The 20019-nt window shown below is 66.2% G+C and carries 17 protein-coding genes; 8 read left to right on the top strand and 9 right to left on the bottom strand.

All coding sequences use genetic code 11. The features are described from left to right. Positions 1–2: 2 nt before the first annotated feature. On the bottom strand, positions 3–890 hold the full coding sequence (gene rfbA, locus IM689_RS03540; protein ID WP_047312156.1) for a glucose-1-phosphate thymidylyltransferase RfbA: 888 nt from the start codon (positions 888–890) through the stop codon (positions 3–5). A 76-nt stretch (positions 891–966) separates the two neighbouring features. On the opposite strand from rfbA, the gene rfbB reads away from it, so the two are divergent. From rfbB to IM689_RS03525, 3 genes are all read left to right on the top strand, one after another. Then, positions 967–1974, top strand: a complete 1008-nt coding sequence (gene rfbB, locus IM689_RS03535; RefSeq protein ID WP_193642926.1) for a dTDP-glucose 4,6-dehydratase — start codon at positions 967–969, stop codon at positions 1972–1974. Then, positions 1971–2816, top strand: a complete 846-nt coding sequence (rfbD, locus tag IM689_RS03530; protein ID WP_193642925.1) for a dTDP-4-dehydrorhamnose reductase — start codon at positions 1971–1973, stop codon at positions 2814–2816. The genes rfbB and rfbD overlap by 4 nt, the downstream gene beginning before the upstream one ends. Before the next feature lie 434 nt (positions 2817–3250). Beyond that, on the top strand, positions 3251–3769 hold the full coding sequence (locus tag IM689_RS03525) for a hypothetical protein (RefSeq protein ID WP_193642924.1): 519 nt from the start codon (positions 3251–3253) through the stop codon (positions 3767–3769). Positions 3770–3895: 126 nt separating this feature from the next. Here IM689_RS03525 and IM689_RS03520 read toward each other — a convergent pair whose 3' ends face one another. Continuing rightward, positions 3896–5119, bottom strand: coding sequence for an NADP-dependent isocitrate dehydrogenase (locus IM689_RS03520; protein WP_193642923.1), 1224 nt, complete (start codon positions 5117–5119; stop codon positions 3896–3898). Between the two features lie 298 nt (positions 5120–5417). On the opposite strand from IM689_RS03520, the gene IM689_RS03515 reads away from it, so the two are divergent. The 4 genes from IM689_RS03515 to IM689_RS03500 are packed head-to-tail and all read left to right on the top strand — an operon-like array spanning position 5418 to position 10574. Then, entirely contained in the window at positions 5418–6890 is a 1473-nt protein-coding gene (locus tag IM689_RS03515; RefSeq protein WP_193642922.1) for a polysaccharide biosynthesis tyrosine autokinase, read from the top strand. Continuing rightward, on the top strand, positions 6887–8824 hold the full coding sequence (locus IM689_RS03510; protein WP_193642921.1) for a nucleoside-diphosphate sugar epimerase/dehydratase: 1938 nt from the start codon (positions 6887–6889) through the stop codon (positions 8822–8824). Before IM689_RS03515 ends, IM689_RS03510 begins: the two co-directional genes overlap by 4 nt. Continuing rightward, positions 8821–9957, top strand: a complete 1137-nt coding sequence (locus IM689_RS03505) for a DegT/DnrJ/EryC1/StrS family aminotransferase (RefSeq protein WP_193642920.1) — start codon at positions 8821–8823, stop codon at positions 9955–9957. Before IM689_RS03510 ends, IM689_RS03505 begins: the two co-directional genes overlap by 4 nt. Beyond that, on the top strand, positions 9957–10574 hold the full coding sequence (locus tag IM689_RS03500; protein WP_227484455.1) for a sugar transferase: 618 nt from the start codon (positions 9957–9959) through the stop codon (positions 10572–10574). Before IM689_RS03505 ends, IM689_RS03500 begins: the two co-directional genes overlap by 1 nt. 1287 nt (positions 10575–11861) lie before the next feature. Here the strand turns inward: IM689_RS03500 and IM689_RS03495 are convergent. The 3 genes from IM689_RS03495 to IM689_RS03485 are packed head-to-tail and all read right to left on the bottom strand — an operon-like array spanning position 11862 to position 15314. Further along, on the bottom strand, positions 11862–13052 hold the full coding sequence (locus IM689_RS03495; protein WP_193642919.1) for a lipopolysaccharide biosynthesis protein: 1191 nt from the start codon (positions 13050–13052) through the stop codon (positions 11862–11864). Positions 13053–13083: 31 nt separating this feature from the next. After that, positions 13084–14127: a glycosyltransferase gene (locus tag IM689_RS14970; protein ID WP_193642918.1), complete on the bottom strand. Its 1044-nt coding sequence runs from the start codon at positions 14125–14127 to the stop codon at positions 13084–13086. After that, on the bottom strand, positions 14124–15314 hold the full coding sequence (locus IM689_RS03485) for a glycosyltransferase family 4 protein (RefSeq protein WP_193642917.1): 1191 nt from the start codon (positions 15312–15314) through the stop codon (positions 14124–14126). Before IM689_RS03485 ends, IM689_RS14970 begins: the two co-directional genes overlap by 4 nt. A gap of 109 nt (positions 15315–15423) precedes the next feature. Between IM689_RS03485 and IM689_RS03480 the strand changes: the two genes are divergently transcribed. Further along, entirely contained in the window at positions 15424–16056 is a 633-nt protein-coding gene (locus tag IM689_RS03480) for a NeuD/PglB/VioB family sugar acetyltransferase (protein WP_193642916.1), read from the top strand. On the opposite strand, the gene IM689_RS03475 is transcribed toward IM689_RS03480, so the two are convergent. The 4 genes from IM689_RS03475 to IM689_RS03460 form a co-directional block, all read right to left on the bottom strand. Then, on the bottom strand, positions 16044–16865 hold the full coding sequence (locus tag IM689_RS03475; protein WP_193642915.1) for an arsenate reductase/protein-tyrosine-phosphatase family protein: 822 nt from the start codon (positions 16863–16865) through the stop codon (positions 16044–16046). The genes IM689_RS03480 and IM689_RS03475 overlap by 13 nt on opposite strands. Then, positions 16862–17707, bottom strand: coding sequence for an HAD-IIA family hydrolase (locus IM689_RS03470; protein ID WP_193642914.1), 846 nt, complete (start codon positions 17705–17707; stop codon positions 16862–16864). Before IM689_RS03470 ends, IM689_RS03475 begins: the two co-directional genes overlap by 4 nt. Before the next feature lie 72 nt (positions 17708–17779). After that, complete coding sequence (locus IM689_RS03465) at positions 17780–18574, bottom strand: exodeoxyribonuclease III (RefSeq protein ID WP_193642913.1); 795 nt, start codon at positions 18572–18574, stop codon at positions 17780–17782. An 85-nt stretch (positions 18575–18659) separates the two neighbouring features. Further along, positions 18660–19997 carry a UDP-glucose dehydrogenase family protein gene (locus IM689_RS03460; protein WP_193642912.1) on the bottom strand — a complete coding sequence of 446 codons (1338 nt, stop codon included), beginning with the start codon at positions 19995–19997 and terminating at the stop codon, positions 18660–18662. Between the last annotated feature and the right edge of the window lie 22 nt (positions 19998–20019).

The following is a 20019-nucleotide window of genomic DNA, read 5'->3' as shown; positions in this document are numbered from 1 at the left end:
GTTCAGTACACCTTCGGCATGGGCCGGGGGTCGGACGCGATTCGGGTGAGGTACGTGCCGTACCCGCTCTTCTCCAACGGCGCGGCGAGATCGAGCAGCTGCTCGGTGGTGATCCACCCGTTGCGCCATGCGACCTCCTCGATGCAACCGATCTTGAGGCCCTGTTGCTGCTCCACGACGGAGACGAACTGCGAGGCGGTCATGAGGCCCTCGAACGTGCCCGTGTCGAACCACGCCGTACCGCGCGGCAGCACCTCGACGGTGAGCGTTCCTTCGTCGAGGTAGGCCTCGTTGAGCGACGTGATCTCGAGCTCTCCTCGTGGGCTGGGCTCCAGCGCCTTCGCGCGCTCGACGACTGTGTTGTCGTAAAAGTAGAGGCCCGGGACGGCGAAGTCCGACTTGGGCTCCTTCGGCTTTTCCTCGAGAGAGATCGCTGTACCGCTCTCGTCAAATTCGACAACGCCATAGGCGGTCGGGTTGGTCACGTGGTAGGCGAAGATGAGGCCCCCCTCGGAGGGGATACGGCGCTGGAGCGCCGTCCCCATTCCCGCACCGTGGAAAATGTTGTCGCCGAGCACGAGGCCGGCACTGTCACCGTCGAGAAATTCCTCGCCGAGGATGAATGCCTGCGCAAGCCCGTCCGGCGAAGGCTGCACCGTGTACTGGATGTTCATTCCCCAGGTGGTTCCGTCACCCAGGAGCCGCTGGAACTGCTCCGCGTCATGCGGCGTCGTGATGACGAGGATGTCGCGGATGCCCGCCATCATGAGCGTCGAGAGCGGGTAGTAGATCATCGGCTTGTCGTAGACCGGCATGAGCTGCTTGCTGATGCCGCGGGTGATGGGGTGCAGACGTGTGCCCGAGCCCCCGGCCAGAATGATGCCCTTCATGCGGATAAGCATACTGGCCGGGCTATGCCGAAGTCCTCGAAGATCGGGATGGCGCCCGCCCCGTATACTTGCCGCCATGCGAGTTCTCGTCACCGGTGGAGCCGGATTCATCGGCAGCAACTTCGTCCACCTCACCCGCACGGAGCGACCCGACGCGCAGATCACGGTGCTCGACAAGCTCACGTACGCGGGTACGACGCGCTCACTCGACGGTGTGGAGGACGGCATCACCTTCGTCGAGGGCGATGTGGCCGACCGCGAACTCGTCGACCGCCTCGTAGCTGACTCCGACGTCGTTGTGCACTTCGCGGCGGAGAGCCACAACGACAACTCGCTCGCCGACCCGTGGCCGTTCGTCGACACGAACGTGCTCGGCACGGTCTCGCTTCTCGAAGCGGTGCGCAAGCACGACGTGCGCTATCACCACATCTCCACCGACGAGGTCTACGGCGACCTCGAACTCGACGACCCGGCGCGCTTCACCGAGGCCACGCCCTACAACCCGTCGAGCCCCTACTCCTCGACGAAGGGCGCGAGCGACCTCCTCGTGCGCGCCTGGGTGCGGTCTTTCGGGGTCAAGGCCACCATCTCGAACTGCTCGAACAACTACGGCCCTCGCCAGCACGTCGAGAAGTTCATTCCCCGCCAGATCACGAACGTCATCGACGACGTGCGCCCGAAGCTCTACGGCGACGGTCTCAACGTGCGCGACTGGATTCACGTGGACGACCACAACTCGGCCGTGTGGGCCATCATCGAGCGCGGTCGTATCGGCGAGACGTACCTCATCGGCGCCGACGGCGAGGAGAACAACAAGACCGTCGTCGAGTCGATCCTGACGACGATGGGCAAGGACGCCGGCGACTACGAACACGTCACCGACCGTCCTGGTCACGACCGGCGCTACGCGATCGACCCGACGAAGCTGCGTGACGAATTGGGTTGGGTGCCGAAGTACACGACGTTCAGCGATGGACTGTCCGCCACCATCGACTGGTACCGCGAGAACGAATCCTGGTGGCGTCCGATGAAGGACGAAACCGAGGCGAAGTACGCGAAGACGCAGAAGATCGAGAAGCGTTGAGCCGCTGGGTCATCACCGGCGGAACGGGGATGTTCGGCACCGACCTCGCCGCGGTGGTTCGCGAGAGCGGGCACGAGGTCACGGCTTTGGGCTCGGCTGACTGCGACATCCGTGACCTCGAGGCCGCGCGAGCAGCCGCGGCCGGCGCTGACATCGTCGTCAATGCGGCCGCCTACACCGCCGTCGACGCCGCTGAGTCCGACGAAGCCGCGGCCTTCGGCCTGAACGCCGTCGGTGCGCGCAACGTCGCCCGTGCCGCCCGCGGGGCGGGGGCACGTCTCGTGCACATCTCGACCGACTACGTCTTCGACGGCGGGGACAGCGAGCCCTACGCCGAGGACGCCCCCCAGGCCCCGCGCTCGGCCTACGGAAGGACCAAGGCGGCCGGCGAGTGGGCTGTGCGAGCCGAACATCCCGACGCCCTGATCGTGCGTACCGCATGGCTCTACGGCGAGCACGGCCCCAACTTCGTGGCGACGATGCTCCGCCTTGCGCAGGCGCACGAGACGCTGAACGTTGTCGATGATCAGCATGGTCAACCGACGTGGACCCGCGACCTCGCGCGCTACGTCCTCGACCTGATCGAGGCGAAGGCCCCGGGCGGGTACTTCCACGGCACGAGCAAGGGCTCGACGACGTGGTACGAGTTCACGCGCGAGATCTTCCGCCTGAGCGGCCTCGACCCCGAGCGCGTCAACCCCACGACGAGCGAGGCATTCCCCCGGCCCGCGCATCGACCTGCGAACAGCGTGCTGGCGCATTCAGGCGGTCCGCCTCGTCCGGAGTGGCACGTTTCCCTCGCGGCCTACCTACGGTCGACCTACCGAGTCGGCGCACGCTAGGCCAGGGTCGCCATCGACCCTCCCACCGGCCGGATGTGACAAGAAACATATCGTTGTCGGAACCGTTCCAGGAGAGACCACTTGAGTCGGGCGCTCCCCTCCCCTCCCCCGTCTGGCCGGACGTCATGCTTAACGCGCCCTATAATGAGGACGCAGCTACGACTATCGCGGGGAGAGAAATGAACGCGTCACACCACAGCATCACACGCAGGAGGGTGGTACGAGGCAGCGCCTGGGCTGCGCCGGCCATCGTGGTGGGCGCGGCCGCGCCACGAGCGGCTGCATCCCCGTGCCCGCCGGTCAGCTACACGATCGACTGGTCGAACTCGAGCTTCGTGCGAACGTCGAGCACAAGGGCGAGCCTCCGTGCCACGAGCCAGAATGCGTCCGCGCCACCAATCACGTTGACGGTCACGGCTTCGTACACAGGCGCGATGAAATCCGGTACCGAGACTTCCGGTGACACCAGCCTCACCACAGTTGGTCAGGTCGGCGGCTCATTCACCAGCGGCCTGCGGATCCAGCAGACCGTCACCACAAAGGATTATTCCACGCCTAAGCGCGCGGCCCGCGGTACGTACACCTTCGCGTTCACTGGAGCCGACGGCAGGCCGGTCAGCGTGTCCAACCTGGCGTTCACCGTGACGGACATCGATAGCACGGTGGGCGATTTCTGGGACGTCGTCGAACTGTCAGGCACCTTCTCATCCACTGCCGCCTCTGGCGTCACTGGCACGGGCACTACCGACTCCCCAGCCACGGCCGCCTTGAGCAACACCGCCTTCGCGGACACGACGTCGAGCGCCGGTAACCTCAACGTCACATACCAGGCACCCACGAGCAGTGTGATCCTCACCTACTGGAACAACGCGCAAAGGTTCTCGGGCGTCGACCGCAGCCAGGGCATATACATCGCGGGCATGAAGTTCTCCGCCATCGCGAACAACTGCTGACGCCCCTCGGGGATCGGGTGCCTCACTCCGGTGCTCGGCTGCATAGCCGCCCCGCAATGCGAACGAGAAGGCGGCCCACCACCCTGCACGGGTAGTGGGCCGCCTTCTCGTATGGCGCATCCTGCGTCAGGCCTGCTGCATGGCCTTCGTCAGGTTCTCGTCGATGGCGGCGAGGAAGTCCTGCGTGTTGAGGTAGGGCTGGTCCTTGCCGATGAGCAGGGCCAGGTCCTTCGTCATCTTGCCGCTCTCGACGGTCTCGATGCACACACGCTCGAGCGTCTCGGCGAACTTCGTCACCTCGGGCGTCTCGTCGAGCTCACCGCGCTTGGCGAGGCCACGCGTCCAGGCGAAGATCGACGCGATCGGGTTGGTCGACGTCTCCTTACCCTGCTGGTGCTGACGGTAGTGACGCGTTACCGTGCCGTGCGCAGCCTCGGCCTCGACGGTCTTGCCGTCCGGCGTCATGAGGACCGACGTCATGAGGCCGAGCGAGCCGAAGCCCTGCGCGACGATGTCGGACTGCACGTCACCGTCGTAGTTCTTGCAGGCCCAGACGTAGCCGCCCTCCCACTTGAGCGCCGCAGCGACCATGTCGTCGATGAGGCGGTGCTCGTAGGTGAGGCCGCGCTTGTCGAACTCGTCCTTGAACTCGCGCTCGAACACGTCCTGGAAGATGTCCTTGAACGCGCCGTCGTACGCCTTGAGGATGGTGTTCTTCGTGGACAGGTAGACCGGGACGTTCCGCTCGAGGCCGTAGTTGAACGACGCGCGGGCGAAGTCCTCGATCGACTTGTTGTAGTTGTACATGCCCATCGCGACGCCGCCCTCTGCGGGGAACTCGGCGACCTCGTAGACGACCTTCTCGCCGCCGTCGGCAGGCGTGTAGGAGATCTCGACCTTGCCGGCGCCGGGAACCTTGAAGTTCTGCGACTTGTACTGGTCGGCGTGGGCGTGGCGACCGATAATGATCGGCTTCGTCCAGCCCGGCACGAGGCGCGGCACGTTGCTCATGATGATCGGCTCACGGAAGATGACACCGCCGAGGATGTTGCGGATCGTGCCGTTCGGGCTCTTCCACATCTCCTTGAGGCCGAACTCCTCGACGCGCGCCTCGTCGGGCGTGATCGTGGCGCACTTGACGCCGACGCCGTACTCCTTGATGGCGTTGGCCGCGTCAACGGTGACCTGGTCGTCCGTGGCGTCGCGGTTCTCGATGCCGAGGTCGTAGTACTTGAGGTTGACGTCGAGGTACGGGTGGATCAGGCGGTCCTTGATGAACTGCCAGATGATGCGCGTCATCTCGTCACCGTCGAGTTCGACGACGGGGTTCTTGACCTTGATCTTCTCCATGCCTGTTTGGCTCCTGACTCTGCGACGTGGATGGTGATACCTCGCTCAGGCTATCCCTTCGCCCGCCGAGCCAGGAAGACGAGGCGGCGTCGGCAGGCGAGGAGCACGCAGAGGCGTGGTCACAAACGGGCCGACGCTACCCCCGAGCACGAGAGTCGCACGTCTGACCTAAAGAGCCCGCGCCGATTTGTTCGTCGACACTTTGCTGACGGATCGGTTCTTTCCGTATCCTCTGATGCGACTGTCAGCCCGCTTGGACGTCTCGACGCGGGAGGGAACGACTGCGAAGGAATCCTCGGTGGAGCTTCAGAGTTACCTGCGCGCGCTGCGCAAGCGGTGGCGCATCATTGTCGGCTGCACGCTCATCGCCTTGTCATTGGCCGCTCTTCTGACGCTCCTGACGCCGAAGACCTACAGCTCGAACATCCGGTTCTTCGTCTCCACAGCCGATGCGTCGGACAACTCCCAGCTCGCGCAGGGCGGCACGTTCACCCAGGCGCGCGTCAAGAGCTACACCCAGCTCATGACGACGCCGCAGGTGCTCGGCCCGGTGGCCAAGGAGGTGGGCATCAAGGACGGCGCATCCAGCATCGAGCCGAAGGTCGCCGCGAAGGCCGCGCCCGACACCGTCATCATCGACACGACGGTGACGGACACGAACGCCAAGCGCGCCACCGCCATCGCGACGTCTCTCGGCAAGCAGTTCCCGAAGTCGGTCGACGAACTCGAGCGCGTCTCCGCGTCCAAGCCCAGCCCGGTCAAGGTCTCCCTCGTGCAGACACCCACCAAGGGGGTGAAGGTGGGCCCGAGCTGGCCCATGAACCTTCTCCTCGGTGCGCTGCTCGGCCTCCTGGGCGGCACGGCGCTGGCTCTCCTGCGTGACCGCCTCGACACGAAGATCCGCAACAAGGACGACGTCGAGGCGGCAGCCGAGGACATCACGGTGCTCGGCGCGATCCCCTTCGACAGCGACGCCCCGAAGCACCCGCTCATCCTCGAAGCCGACCCGCACTCCTCGCGCGCCGAAGCCTTCCGGTCGCTGCGCACGAACCTGCAGTTCGTCGACGCGACCGACCACCCTCAGGTGCTCACCGTCACCTCCTCACTGGCCGGTGAGGGCAAGACGACGACGACGGCCAACCTGGCGTTCGCGCTGGCAAACTCCGGCTCGAGCGTCTGCCTCATCGAAGGCGACCTGCGCCGTCCGCGCCTTCTCAGCTACCTCGGTCTCGAAGGCGGTGTCGGCCTCACCGACGTCCTCATCGGCCGAGTGGCCCTCAAGGACGTGGCCCAGCGCTTCGGTGAACACCGCCTCATGGTGATCGGTTCCGGCGCCACTCCCCCGAACCCCAGCGAACTGCTGGGCTCCGAACCGATGAAGGCCGTTCTCGACGATCTGCGGGGCCGCTTCGACTACGTCGTCATCGACGCTCCGCCGTTGCTTCCGGTGACGGACGCCGCCGTCCTCTCGCGCCGCACGGACGGCACTGTGCTCGTGGCCGGCGCCGGCATCGTCAATCGCGACCAGATGCTAGAGGCTCTCGACACTCTCGCCGCAGTCAACGCGAACGTTCTCGGCATCGTCCTCAACCGCGTGCAACGCGGCAGCCGCGGCAACTACTACGACTACCGCTACGAGTCGTTCGAGAACGAGGAAGCTCCCCAGGCCGACCCGGGGGCCAAGGCCGTTGTCGAGGCGACCAGGAGCGGCGCAGGACGCACCGGCGGTGAGCCCGCGCCGCTACGCCGTCGGGAGCGCCTGGGCCGATGAGCCGGAGCACCGACGCGAAGACATCAGCGCGCGCTCACGGCCGCACCCACCGCGAGCGCGATCGTGCTGTGCGGTACGGCTGGTTCGCGGTCGACCTTCTCGTCGTGCTCATTTCCGCCTTCATGGCCGCGTGGGTGCGCTACGACCTCGACGCCACCGCGTCGACGACCCAAGAGATCGCTCTCTTCGGTCTCCTGGCGGTCGTGGTGTATGCGGCCGTCGGCATGGTGATAGGTCCGTACCGTATCGGCCACATGCGAGGTTCGTTCGAGGAGACGTCCGATCTCATCCGCGCGATCCTCGTCACCGCCCTAGTTCTGGCCGTGGTGCGCCTCGTGTTCGGCGCACCCGATGTGCCACGCAGCCTTCCTTTCACCACACCGGTGTTCGCACTGCTTGGCATGTTCACGCTGCGCTTCCTCGTGCGTTCGTGGCGTTGGGGGCGCCAGACCGTGCGCGAGCAGGACGTGCGGGCCATCGTCTTCGGTGCGGGCCACATGGGGCGTCAACTCGTGCGCAATCTCCATCGCGACACGAGCGAGGGAGACAGGTACATTCCTGTCGCTCTGCTCGACGACGACCCCGGCAAGCGTCGCCTCAGCATCGACGGTCTTCGCGTCAGCGGCACGCGGGACGACATCACCGATGTAGCCGAGCGCACCCAGGCGAAGGCCCTCATCATCGCGGCGACGACAATGCCCGGTGAAGACCTGCGTGAGATCAGTGACCTCGGCCGCCTGGCCGGCCTAGACGTTCTCATCCTCCCCCCGGTCAATGAACTCTTCCACGCGCCGCGAGGGGCTGACCTGCGCCACCTCAACCTCGAGGATCTCCTGGGTCGTCAACGCATCGAGCTCGATCAGACGGCCATCCGCAACTCCATCGCCGGAAAGCGCGTCCTCGTGACGGGCGCAGGTGGCTCCATCGGTTCCGAGCTGTGCCGCCAGATCGACCGGTACGGACCCGCGAAGCTCGTCCTTCTCGATCGCGACGAGTCGGCCATGCACGCGGCCCAGATGTCGATGACGGGCCGGGCACTGCTCGACGACGGCACGCTGGCGCTGTGCGACATCCGCGACCCCGACGCCCTGCGCGTCATCTTCGAGCGGGAGAAGCCGCAGGTCGTCTTTCACGCGGCCGCACTCAAACACCTCACGCTCCTCGAGCAGTTCCCAGCCGAGGCCTGGAAGACGAACGTTCTGGGCACGCTCAACGTGCTCGAGGCGGCCCGCGCCGTCGGTGTCGAGACCTTCGTCAACGTCTCCACCGACAAGGCGGCCTGGCCCTCGTCCGTGCTCGGTTACTCCAAGCGCCTGGCGGAGCGCCTGACCGCATCGTTCGCCTCTGCCGGGGACGAGGAGACGTACGTGAGCGTGCGCTTCGGCAACGTGCTCGGCTCGCGCGGTTCGGTCATCACCGCCTTCACCGCCCAGATCGAGCGTGGCGGCCCGGTGACCGTGACCCACCCCGACGTCGAGCGGTTCTTCATGCTCATCCCCGAGGCGTGCCAGCTCGTGCTGCAGGCCTCGGCGATCGGCACCGACGGCGAGGTCATGGTGCTCGCCATGGGCAAGCCGGTGAAGATCGTCGAGGTGGCCCGCACTCTCATCGAAATGTCGGGCAAGCAGGACGTGGAGATCCAGTACACGGGGCTGCGCCCGGGCGAGAAGCTCTCGGAGCAGTTGTTCACGCCGGGCGAGCAGATCCAGACCTCCGAGCACCCGCTCGTCTCGCACGTCGAGGTGCCTGCGATCGACGCAGGTGACGTGCGCGGCCAGCGCTTCGACACACCGGCCCAGGCGCTCAACTGGATGGTCGAGCAGTCGGGCGGCCACCGCGATCACGACCCGAGTGCGGACATCGACATCACCGCTGAGGGGCCCAATCTTGGCCCCGACACCGCGACGAACGAGCACGAGGAGAACATCCGATGAACGAGCGCATCCACCTGTCGAAGGCCACCGTCACGGCGCGTGAAGAAGAACTGGTGGTCGAGGCCCTGCGCTCGGGGTGGGTTGCCCCACTCGGGCCGATGGTCGACCGTTTCGAGGCCGAGATCGCCGAGTACACCGGCGTCGCGGGCGCACTGGCGCTCTCGTCGGGCACCGCCGCACTCCACCTGGCGCTGCTCCACCACGGCGTCGCCCCCGGCACGGTTGTTGTCGTCCCGACCATGACGTTCGCCGCTACCACGAACGCCATCAAGTACACCGGCGCAGAGCCCGTCTTCGTCGACGCCCAGGCGAGCGACGCCAACGTCGACGTGGCTCGCCTGATCGAAGCTGTCGATACCCTCCGGGCCGAGGGTGAGAACGTTTCGGCCGTCGTCACGGTGGACCTGTACGGCCGTTCGGTCGACTACACGGCGCTCTCCCCCGCCCTCGCCGAACGAGGCATTCCGCTCGTGGAGGACGCCGCCGAGGCGCTCGGCGCTTCGCTCGTCGACACCTCGTGCGGCGCCTTCGGCTCGTGCGCGGCCGTCTCGTTCAACGGCAACAAGATCATGACGACCTCCGGCGGCGGAATGTTGCTGAGCAACGACACCGACCTTCTCGCCCGGGCCCGCTATCTCTCGACCCAGGCACGTCAGCCTGCGCCCTGGTACGAGCACACCGAGGTGGGCTACAACTACCGGATGTCGAACCTGCTCGCTGCGTTGGGCATCGGCCAGCTCGAGCGGCTCGACGCGATGATCGCGCGCCGCCGCGAGATCCGTGACCTCTACTCGGAGGGCTTCTCCGACCTCGACAACGTGCGTCTCCTCGGCCGCGGCGAGGGTCTCGACGACAGCCACGACAACTGCTGGCTGACCGGCGCCGTAGTCGAGGGCCGCGAGCCGGGTTTCATCGACGGCATCGTCGAGGGGTTCAACGCTCGCAACATCGAGGCTCGCCACCTGTGGAAGCCGATGCACCTGCAGCCCATGTACGCGGACGCTCGCGCCTTCGGTGGCCAGGTGAGCGAAGGCCTGTTCCGCTCGGGGCTGAACCTGCCGTCCGGTGTCGACCTCTCCGACGACGACGTCGCCCGCGTCATCGCCACCTTCCGGGAACTGGTGACCGGCTGATGCGCCGTCAGCCCCTCCTCAAGCGCGCCACGGACCTGGCCTTGACCGTGCCGGTATTCGCTGCGTCGTTGCCGGTCCAGGCGGGTATCGCGCTCGCAGTGCGCGCGAAGCTCGGCTCCCCGGTGCTCTTTCGTCAGGAACGCCCGGGCCGCGACGGCAAGCCCTTCACGATGATCAAGTTCCGCACGATGCTGCCGGTCGACCCGGCACGTGGGTGGGTCACGGACGACGACCGAATGACATCGTTCGGCGCCTTCCTCCGTTCGACCAGCCTCGACGAACTCCCGACGTTGTGGAACATCGTCAAGGGCGACATGTCTCTCGTCGGCCCCCGCCCGCTGCTCATGGCCTATTTGGAGCGCTACTCCCCCGAGCAGGCGCGCCGCCACGAGGTGCGCCCGGGCCTCACGGGCCTCGCCCAGGTCAATGGCCGCAACGCGATCTCGTGGGAAGAGAAGTTCGCCTACGACGTGCGATACGTCGACGACCACGACTGGCGCATGGATCTCGACATCCTGCTCAAGACCCTCAAGGGCGTCATCCGACGTGAGGGCATCTCCGCCGACGGCGTCGTGACGATGCACGAGTTCTTGGGCCCGACGGTCCCCGCATCATGAGCGCTATGCCGGCGATTGATGGGCGCCGCCGAGGGCAGGTCAGGGGTACCCAGAGGGCGGACGCGCTCGGCCCCCCGGAATGGCTCATTCTTGTCGGTTGGGTCTTTTGCTTGTGGGCGCCCGTGGGGCACGGAGCTCTCACTTATTTGTTCCTTGCGCTGATGACCCTGGCCAGTCTTGCGAGTTGGCATAGCAAGCGAACGACACCCCCGCTCTGGTTCATGGCTGCCTGGATGATCTTGCTGCTCACAGTCGTGGCCGCGTCTCTCGTCGGAAACCTTCGCCACAACCCTGGGGTTGACCAGCAGACCGTTCAGTGGTTTGGCTCCGTGGTGATCTGGGGAACGGTAGCAGCGTCATTCACTCCGAGGTTTGCGCGCGCCGCCGTCCGTGTCACACTTTGGGCGACCATCTTCTGCTCCTTTCTGATGTTCATCTACTCCGCAAGTCGTCTCGGGCTTCCGCAAGTCATACCTTCCGCGATCCTCGACTTTCAGGACGCTGGCATCAGTGACGAGCCAGGCTCGACAGCCATCCGATGGTACGGGCTGTCAACGCTGGCCGCCGGGGCTCCTTTCGCCTTCGCAGCGTTCATGTACGGTGCGGACCAATATCTGCCCTCCAGGAAGATCACTGGACCTGCCGCGCTGTTATGCGGCGCCACAGCGCTGCTAGCGGGTCGACGTGCCATCTTGCTCGTCGTCGTGCTGACCCCGGTGCTGTTCTGGATCCTGCAGAGCGTGGCTCGTCGTCGGCTTCCCCAGAACGCCGGGAGAAACCGCAGCATCCCCTTGAGTGTGGCTCTCGGAGCGCTCGCGCTCCCGCTGGTGGGCATCGCTGTCGCGCGCACGAGTGCCGGAGACATCATGAAGAGCGCAGCAAACGCTGCAATGACGACCTACCTCGGGGTAGGAGACACCTCAGCGCTGGCTCTTGACGATGCGGTTCGAGTCACGCAGACACAGGCCATGCTAGAGGCGTGGACGCAGGCTCCTTTGATCGGCCATGGCCTCGGAGCAAGCATCCCGGGCTTCAGCCGCAGCGAAACCAGACCATGGCTGTTTGAACTGCAGTACCACCAACTGCTGTTCAATTTGGGCCTACTAGGTGTGGTGGCCGCCCTCGTCGCTGCGCTCTTGTTCCTCAGCGCCTTCGTTCGCGCGTACCGCAGCGCCCCGGCCCTGCGGGGCACGCTTCTCGCGTCGACCACGGCCGGGGTTGCTCTCCTGATCGCTAACGCCTCCAACCCCTACTTGCAGGCGGTCGGGCACGGCTGGGGTGTAGCTCTCATGGTCGGATCAGTTTGTGCTGCAGAGAAGGTAGGGCAGCGAAGCTCCCCACCGCCAGCACCGAATAGCTCATCACGCTCGCCCAAGCGGCTCCATTCGCCCCCACCAAAGGGATCAAGACGAAGCACGCGACGGTGAGCGTCAGGGCGCCTGCGCCAGCCAGACGAGCCGCGCGCCCCAGATTGCCCGCTCCGTTGATCACTGCCACGTTCAGCTGATATACGGCGAACGGAATCGCTCCGATGGCAAGGATCCGTAATGGCCCCACTGCACTGTGGTATTCCTCCCCAAGTGTGATGTCGATCAAAGTTGGCCCGGTAATCCAGAGTGTGGCCGCACCTAGGGCTGTCGCGCACCCCACTACCGCATGGCACTTGAGGAGATGGCCCAACGTGAGGCCCCGTGCAGCCTGCCGGAACAAGATTTGGGACGCGCCAGCCGCTAGAAGCGTGAGTGTCTCGGCCAAGGATGCAGCAGAGCCGTAGACACCCGCGCTCGCGCTGCCGATCGCTACTCCCAGAAACAGCCGGTCAGCGCGCAAGGTGTATTCCTGGCCCACGGTCGTGGCCAGTGCAGGAACGCTGAAACCCACAAGGCTCCTGAGGTCACCGCGTTCGTGTTCTGCGGCGTCCAGTTCACCGGGGAACAGGTACGGGGTCTGGTACGCCACCTGAGCCAGAATGCCCACTGCCATCGCCGCGACAGCGACATATACGTTCAGATGCCCCGCCAGGTGGGCTGCTGCCACGAGGCCGAGCTGGATGATGACTGAGCAAACCTCGCCACGTACGGCTTCCTGGTGACGCCCCAACCCGTGTAGCAATTCCCTGCGGAGGTAGGCCCACAGCATTGAACACGCATAGACCGCGAACAGAGCGCAGACACCCCAGTCCACGTGCCCGTCCACCAACCACAGCGTCAGGCTCCCTGCCACGGTGGCGGTTCCAACGTGGGCGAGAAGCAAGGGTCTGGTGGAACGCAGAACACGTCGGGGAGTCAGGCGCGTTCCGTCCTCGCGGCCGACGAGAACACGCGCGCCCGTAGCGGTGCCCAGACTTCCTACCAGCATCAAGATGCTGCCCAGGAAGGTGATGATGACGACGATGCCCCGATCAGCTGGCCCCAACCACCTGGCGCTGAGGAGGGCGAGGAGCATCGCTGTTCCCGACTGGAGGATCATCGTAAGCACGACACGCGTCTCGGGCCGCCCGGCGAGACCCCTAAGCATCAGGCATCACGCAGGCTTTCCATGTGTGCGCCCAGGCTCGGAAACTGTAGTGCTCCTCAACTGCCTTTCGCGCCCTTGCGCTCCGGGCAGCCCGACGGGCGTCGGACCCATCGAGCACCTCAGTCAATGCCTCGTACCAGCTGTCTGCCGGTCCTACGGCGACCCCGTCGAGACGCTGGAGCGCGAGCTCGTTGGCACCCACCGGTGATCCGACAGCCGGGACGCCCGCGGCACCATACTGCAGGAGCTTGTACGCACATTTGCCCCGAGCGAAGAGCGTGTCGTGCAAAGGTGCGAGAGCCACGTCTGCTTGCGCCAACTCATCGACGGCCGTCGAGAACTGCCACGGAACCCGGTCCATCATGTTCTGCAGCGGTTCGAGGGCAGGATTGTGCTGAGCCGAGCTGACGAGGCGTAGCCGGGCACCTCGTCGTTCATGGAGTCGGAGCAGATCGTCGATGAGCGGCACGAGATAAGCCTCCGTAGAAGCCGATCCCACCCAGATCATTCGTTCCGGTCCGTCACCTGCGGTACCCCTGGAGACTCGATAGTCACGGGGTTCCACGCATGACGGGATGAGCTCCACCCTCCGCGCGTGAGCCGCCGCCCACTCCGCGATGTACTGGCTACCGGCCACGAAGATGTCCGAGGCCGCAGCGGCGCGCTCGAACTTGGCGGCGCCCCCGAGGAGTCTCCGGTGTGGTGATGAGTCGTGAAACAGTGCGTCATCCATGTCGAGTACGCCGTGCGTCGCCTCGCGGAGGAGTCGCTCTTCGATCTGCCCCCGGCTCAGCGGTGAGGCTTCTCGTGAGATGAGCACGCAGTCGCGGCTGGAAGCGCGCTCGCGCAGCGACCGTTCGGCCCGGGCCACGGCGATGGGCCTGGAGGCCACGTCCCTGACGCCAGCCGTCGGCAAGCCCAGATATTGATGTGCGTTGGCATCCAGGCCCAGGTGTTTCAACCAGTCGTAGATTCGCACGCGCGTACTGCCGGCCTGAGGCGCGTACGTGGAGTAGACGCTCAGTCTTCGTGTCACGGCAGACACCTCACGTCAGTGCTCGGTCGGCCTCGATAGATGCTGTCCAGACCGTCCCAGATCCGATCGGATCGAAAACGGGAGCGGACGCGGTGCATGCCAGCGGTGGCAAGGCGCTGCCGGAGAGCGTGGCTGTTCACAAGTTGCTCGATTCTGTCCGCCAGCGCATCGGCGTCGCCGTAGTCCACCATGAGACCGTCGACGGTGTCCTCCACCGCATCGACGGCACCGGTCGCGCGGGTGGTGATCACGGGCACTCCGGCCGCATTCGCTTCGAGCACCACCAGCGGGTAACCCTCACGCTTCGTCGGAAGGACGAGGACATCCATGAGGGGCATGTACGTCATGGGCTCGTCCACCCACCCGGTGAGAGTGGCTGACACGCCAGAGGCGCGCAGGATCTCTTCAGCACCCTCGGCCTCGGCGTCACCGATTGCCAACAATTGCACCCGGACGTCCCTGCCCTCCAGGGTATTGAGCGCTCCGGCCAGTTGATCGAGACCCTTGTCGTGCGTGAGTCGCCCCACGAAACCGACGACGAATGCGTCACGTTGGATGCCAAACGCGGCTCGGCTTGCTCCCACGTCGACAGCGTCACAGATAGCACGAGCCGACTCACTGTCCATCCCATTGCAGGATCCTTCGCCGATCAGGTAGAGCGGTCGCTTGACGCCCGCGCCGCGCAGGCCCCGGCCCACGGAAGGACTCACCACGACGACATGCGTCGCACACGCGATGGCGAGCTTCTCCATCGCCAGGAGAAGGCGGCGCTGCCGTCCTACTGCCCCCTCGAACCGAAGCCCATGAACCACATATATTCTGCGTGGCACTCGCGTGGTCTTGGCAGCGAGGCCCCCCAACAGGCCCGCTTTTGGCGTACCGAGGTTGATGACCGCCGGACGCCATCGACCAAGCCGAACCACCCATTGACCTAGGGCCGTCAGATCTCGCAGAAGCGAGATCTCTCGAGACATCCCAATCGACCCGTGGCCCACGCCCTCGCGAGCAGCCACCGCTTCAAGGTACTCATCGTCGTCTGACACGGCCATGACGTTCCAGCCGCGCTCGCGCATCCCTTTGAGTTGCCCTGGGTAGAACGCCCATAAACTGAGTCCAGACGTGGTTCCGTACACGAGTCGGCGGCCACGCCTTTCCACACGCCCCGCACGGCGGTCAGAAAAGCTCACTCATACTCCTTGATTCCTCACACAACACCGGAGCGCAATCGGTCACGAGCGGCACTGTAGGTTTACTTCACGCGTCCCGGTACGAGACTAGCGGCAGGGGAAGACCACCATGAAGGCCGTGCACTGCCCACGAATCGGCATCATCGGTGCTGGCGGCCACGGGCGCGAAGTCGCGCAGACGGTCGCTCGCGTGAACGGTGCGGACGATCGTTCCCCACGACGTGAACTCGCCGGTTTCTTCGACGACAACTGTGACGACGCGCGCGTCAAGCGCCTAGGGTTCGAGATCCTCGGGCCCTGTGCGTCGGCGGACCTCCCGTGCCTCGTCGGAATCGGCTCCGGAGCAATCCGGCGCACCTTCGACGAGGTCGTCGAGACAGCTCCTCCTACGATCGACATGAGCGCTCTGGTGGGTGACGACGTCACGATCGGGCCAGGCGCCGTGGTGTTCGCGAATGCAATGATCACGACGAACATCAGCCTCGGTCGCCACGTGCACATCGGCCGGGGCGCTTCGATCGGCCACGACAGTGTCGTGAGGGACTATGCATCGGTCATGCCCCTCGGCTCGATCTCTGGCGGCGTCACGATCGGCGAGGCAGCATTCATCGGCACCGGCGCGCTCATCCGACAAGGCCTGACGATCGGGGCCGGGGCCACTGTCGGGATGGGGGCTGTCGTGCTTCAGGATGTCGCGCCCGGCGCGACCGTGGTCGGTAACCCCGCACGTCAGATCGGCTGACTCACGGCCCGCAATCGGTCGACGACAGCGTCGAGGGACGGCGTGATCTCGCGCTCCATCTGGGCGAACACCTCGGGCCCCATCTTGAACGGGTCGACGATGTCTGCGTCGTCGTCCTCGGGTCGTGCGTGCACGAGGTGGCGGCGCGCCCCGGCCGCGGCGACGAGCTTGCCCACGCCCGAGCGCCCGCGAGCTGCCTCGACCTCCTGAGGCTGAACATCGACGACGAGGTCGGCGAAGTCGGTGAGCGCGAACGTCTTGCGCAACCCCAATGGCGCCTCCTGCACCACCGCGCGGCGGTGCGCTCGCGTCGCGGTGAGCACGAGGTCGGCGTCCTCGACCATGTCCACGGTGAGCTGCCGCGCCCGGAACGCCGTCGAGTCGATGCCTGCTGCGTCGAGCAGCGCCACGGAACCTGGGTCAACCGGCCACCCCGCCAGGGCTCCGGTTCCGGCACTCGTTACCTCGATGCCCAAGCCGTCCAGCTCGGCGGCGAGGCGCAGGTGAATGTACGGCGAGCGACACACGTTGCCGGTGCAGACGACGAGGATGCGCCCGCCCGGCGCCGGGGAGGGCTCGCTCCCCTGCCCCGCTCCGAGATCCAAGGTCAACCACGCGTCGTCGTCATGCCACATCCCACCGAGACCGGGGGCGTCGGTCGGGAGCTCCAGACCGTGACGACGCAGCGAAGCCCGGGTCGGCAGATCCGCCCACGGGTCGAACGAATGCGGTGTCTGCTCCTGCTCGTTCTCCCGCCGGGACGGACGCGAACGCGGCTCGTCGGCGAACGGGTCGAAGTCGTCGCTCACGCGTCGGCCTCCCGAGGCTCGACGCCCTCACTCTGAGCCGCCATGCGCTCTGGGGAGAACTCGTGCACGAGCGGCACGACATCGGCGATCGAATCGCACACCCGCGTCGGCACGAACGGGTAGCGATCCACCTGATCCGGCTTCGTCGAGCCGGTGAGCACGAGGATGCTGCGCAATCCGGCCTCGAGACCGCTGCGCACGTCCGTGTCGAGACGGTCACCGATCATCACCGTCGACTCCGAGTGTGCGTCGATACGGTTCAGCGCACTGCGCATCATGAGGGGGTTCGGCTTGCCGACGTAGTACGGCTTGACGCCGGTGGCCGCCGTGATCATGGCGGCGATCGCGCCCGTCGCCGGCAGCGGCCCCTCGGCGCTTGGACCCGTGACGTCCGGGTTCGTCGCGATGAAGCGCGCACCACCCTCGATGAGGCGGATGGCCCGCGTGATCGCGGTAAAGGAGTACGTGCGGGTCTCCCCCAGCACGACGTAGTCAGGGTTGCGCTCGCTCATCGTGTACCCGACGTTGTAGAGCGCCGTCGTCAAGCCGGCTTCCCCGACGACGTACGCCGAGCCGCCCTCACGCTGATCGTGGAGGAACTGCGCCGTCGCGAGCGCCGACGTCCAGATGGCCTCTTCGGGGATGTCGATACCGCTGCCCTGCAGGCGGGCACGCAGATCGCGCGGGGTGTAGATCGAGTTGTTCGTCAGGACGAGGAAGCGCCGGCCGGTCTCCTGCAACGCCTGGAGGAACTCCGCCGCCCCCGGAATGGCGTGCTCCTCATGAACGAGCACGCCGTCCATGTCGGTCAGCCAGCACTCCACAGGACTCTTGTTCGTCATGGTGTCATCCTGTCACGCGCAGGCGACGTGAAACCGTCGCTGCGACGACCAGGAGGCGTGGTGCCCAGCACGTCACAGCGTTGTCAGGTCGTAGTCGACGATGACGGCCGCGTGGTCGCTCCACCGCTGGTCGTAGGCATCGGCCCGCCCCACCCGCGGATCGCTCGCGACGGCCGCGAGCGCCGGGCTGGCGAACTGGTAGTCGATGCGCCATCCCGCGTCGTTGTCGAACGCCTTGCCGCGCCACGACCACCACGTGTACGGCCCCGCGACGTCGCCGTGATGCTCGCGCATGACGTCGACCCACCCACTCTCGGTGAACCGCGTGAGGTAGGCCTGCTCCTCGGGCAGGAAGCCCGCCTTGCCGCGGTTGCCCTTCCAGTTCTTGAGGTCGTTCGGGCCGTGCGCCACGTTGAAGTCACCCATGACGAGGGCCGGGCGGTCGACGAGCTGCGCCATGCGCGCCTCGACGGCGTCGAGGAAGCGGTACTTGGCCATCTGCTTGTCGGTGCCGACCTCCCCGCTGTGCGCGTAGACGCTCACGATCGTCACGGTGTGCCCGTCGATCGTCACCTCGGCCTCGACCCAGCGGCCGACCTCGTCGAACCCCTCGATGACGGTGACGGGCTCCGCCATCGCGTGGCGCGTCAGGATGGCGACACCCTCACGCCCGACCGTCGCCGACTCGGCGTGGGCCAGCGCGTACTTTTCGAGGGCCGAACCACTCAGAGCTGTGGCGAACTGCTTGGGCGTCGCCCGCACCTCCTGCATCGCGACGACGTCAGCCTCCTGAGCGGCGAGCCACTCGAGGCCACCTCGACGCTGCGCGGCTCGGATTCCGTTGACGTTGGCGGTGACGACTCGCATGCCGTCATCGTTTCAGGTGCGCGCGAGGGGTGTCGAACGCGCGAAGGCCCCACCGAAACCGGTGGGGCTTTCCTCGGGGGTCTGCTCAGCGCGCCTCGACGACGGGCCGTCCGAGCGAGTGAACGGTGAAACCCGCATCGGCCCACTTCGCACCGTCGAGGGCGTTGCGGCCGTCGATGACGAGCTTGTTCGCCACCTTCGTCGCGACCTCGGCAGGGTCGAGCTCGCGGTACTGCTTCCACTCCGTGAGGTGCAGGACGATCTGCGCACCCTCGAGCGCCTCGTCGATGCTGTCGACGTAGTTCGGGCCCGGCCGGTTGGCGCGCGCCACCGCCACCGCTTCGGGGTCGTGGACGCGCACGTCGGCCCCGAGTTCGACGAGTCGTTCGGCGACGTCGAGCGCCGGGCTGTCCCGGATGTCGTCGGAGTTCGGCTTGAACGCGGCACCGAGCACCGCGATCGGCTTGCCTGTTACGTCGCCGAGGGCACCCTCGACGAGCGAGACGACGCGTTCGCGGCGCCGCAGGTTGGTGGCGTCGACGCCGCGCAGGAAGGCGACCGAGTCGGGCAGGCCCAACTCCTCGCCGCGGGCAAGGAAAGCGCGAATGTCCTTGGGCAGGCAACCCCCGCCGAAGCCGACCCCCGCACCGAGGAACTTGCGGCCGATGCGCTCGTCGTGACCGATCGCGTCGGCGAGGGCGAGCACGTCGCCGCCGGTGGCCTCACAGATTTCGGCCATGGCGTTGATGAAACTGATCTTCGTCGCGAGGAACGCGTTCGCGCTGACCTTGACGAGTTCCGCCGTCGCGTAGTTCGTCACGAGGCGCGGGGTGCCCGTTGCGAGGGCCTTGGCGTAGACCTCGTCGAGCTTTGCGACGTCGGCGTCGGCGAACTCGCCCTCCACGCCGTAGACGAACCGGTCGGGGGTGAGCGTGTCCTTGACCGCGAAGCCTTCACGCAGGAACTCGGGGTTCCACACGAGGCGCGCCTCCACGCCGTCAGCCACGTGCTCGCGCATCGCCTCGAGCACGCGCGGCACCGTGCCCACCGGCACCGTCGACTTGCCCACGGCGATCGAACCCGGCTTCATGTGCGGGGCAAGCGTCTGGAACGCGGCGAAGACATAGTCCGTGTTGGCGGCGTACTCACCCGCGCGCTGCGGGGTGCCGACACACACGAAGTGGACGTCGGCGTCAGCGGCAGCACTGATGTCCGTGCTCCACGTCAGGCGTCCTGACTCGCTTGTGCTCGTGAGCAACTCGGGAAGGCCCGGCTCGTAGATCGGGCTGCGCCCTGCGGCCAGGGCTTCGATCTTCGAAGCGTCCGTGTCGATGCCGACGACGGTGTGACCGAGTTCAGCCATACAGGCCGCGTGCACGGCACCGAGATACCCGGTGCCGATGACGGAGATCTTCAAAGACATGTGCGCCATCCTAGGTTCTGCG

Source organism: Dermacoccus barathri (genome assembly GCF_015070805.1).
Lineage (GTDB): Bacteria > Actinomycetota > Actinomycetes > Actinomycetales > Dermatophilaceae > Dermacoccus > Dermacoccus abyssi.
Note: the sequence above shows the minus strand (reverse complement) of the source record. Positions and strands in the feature narration are given on the sequence as shown.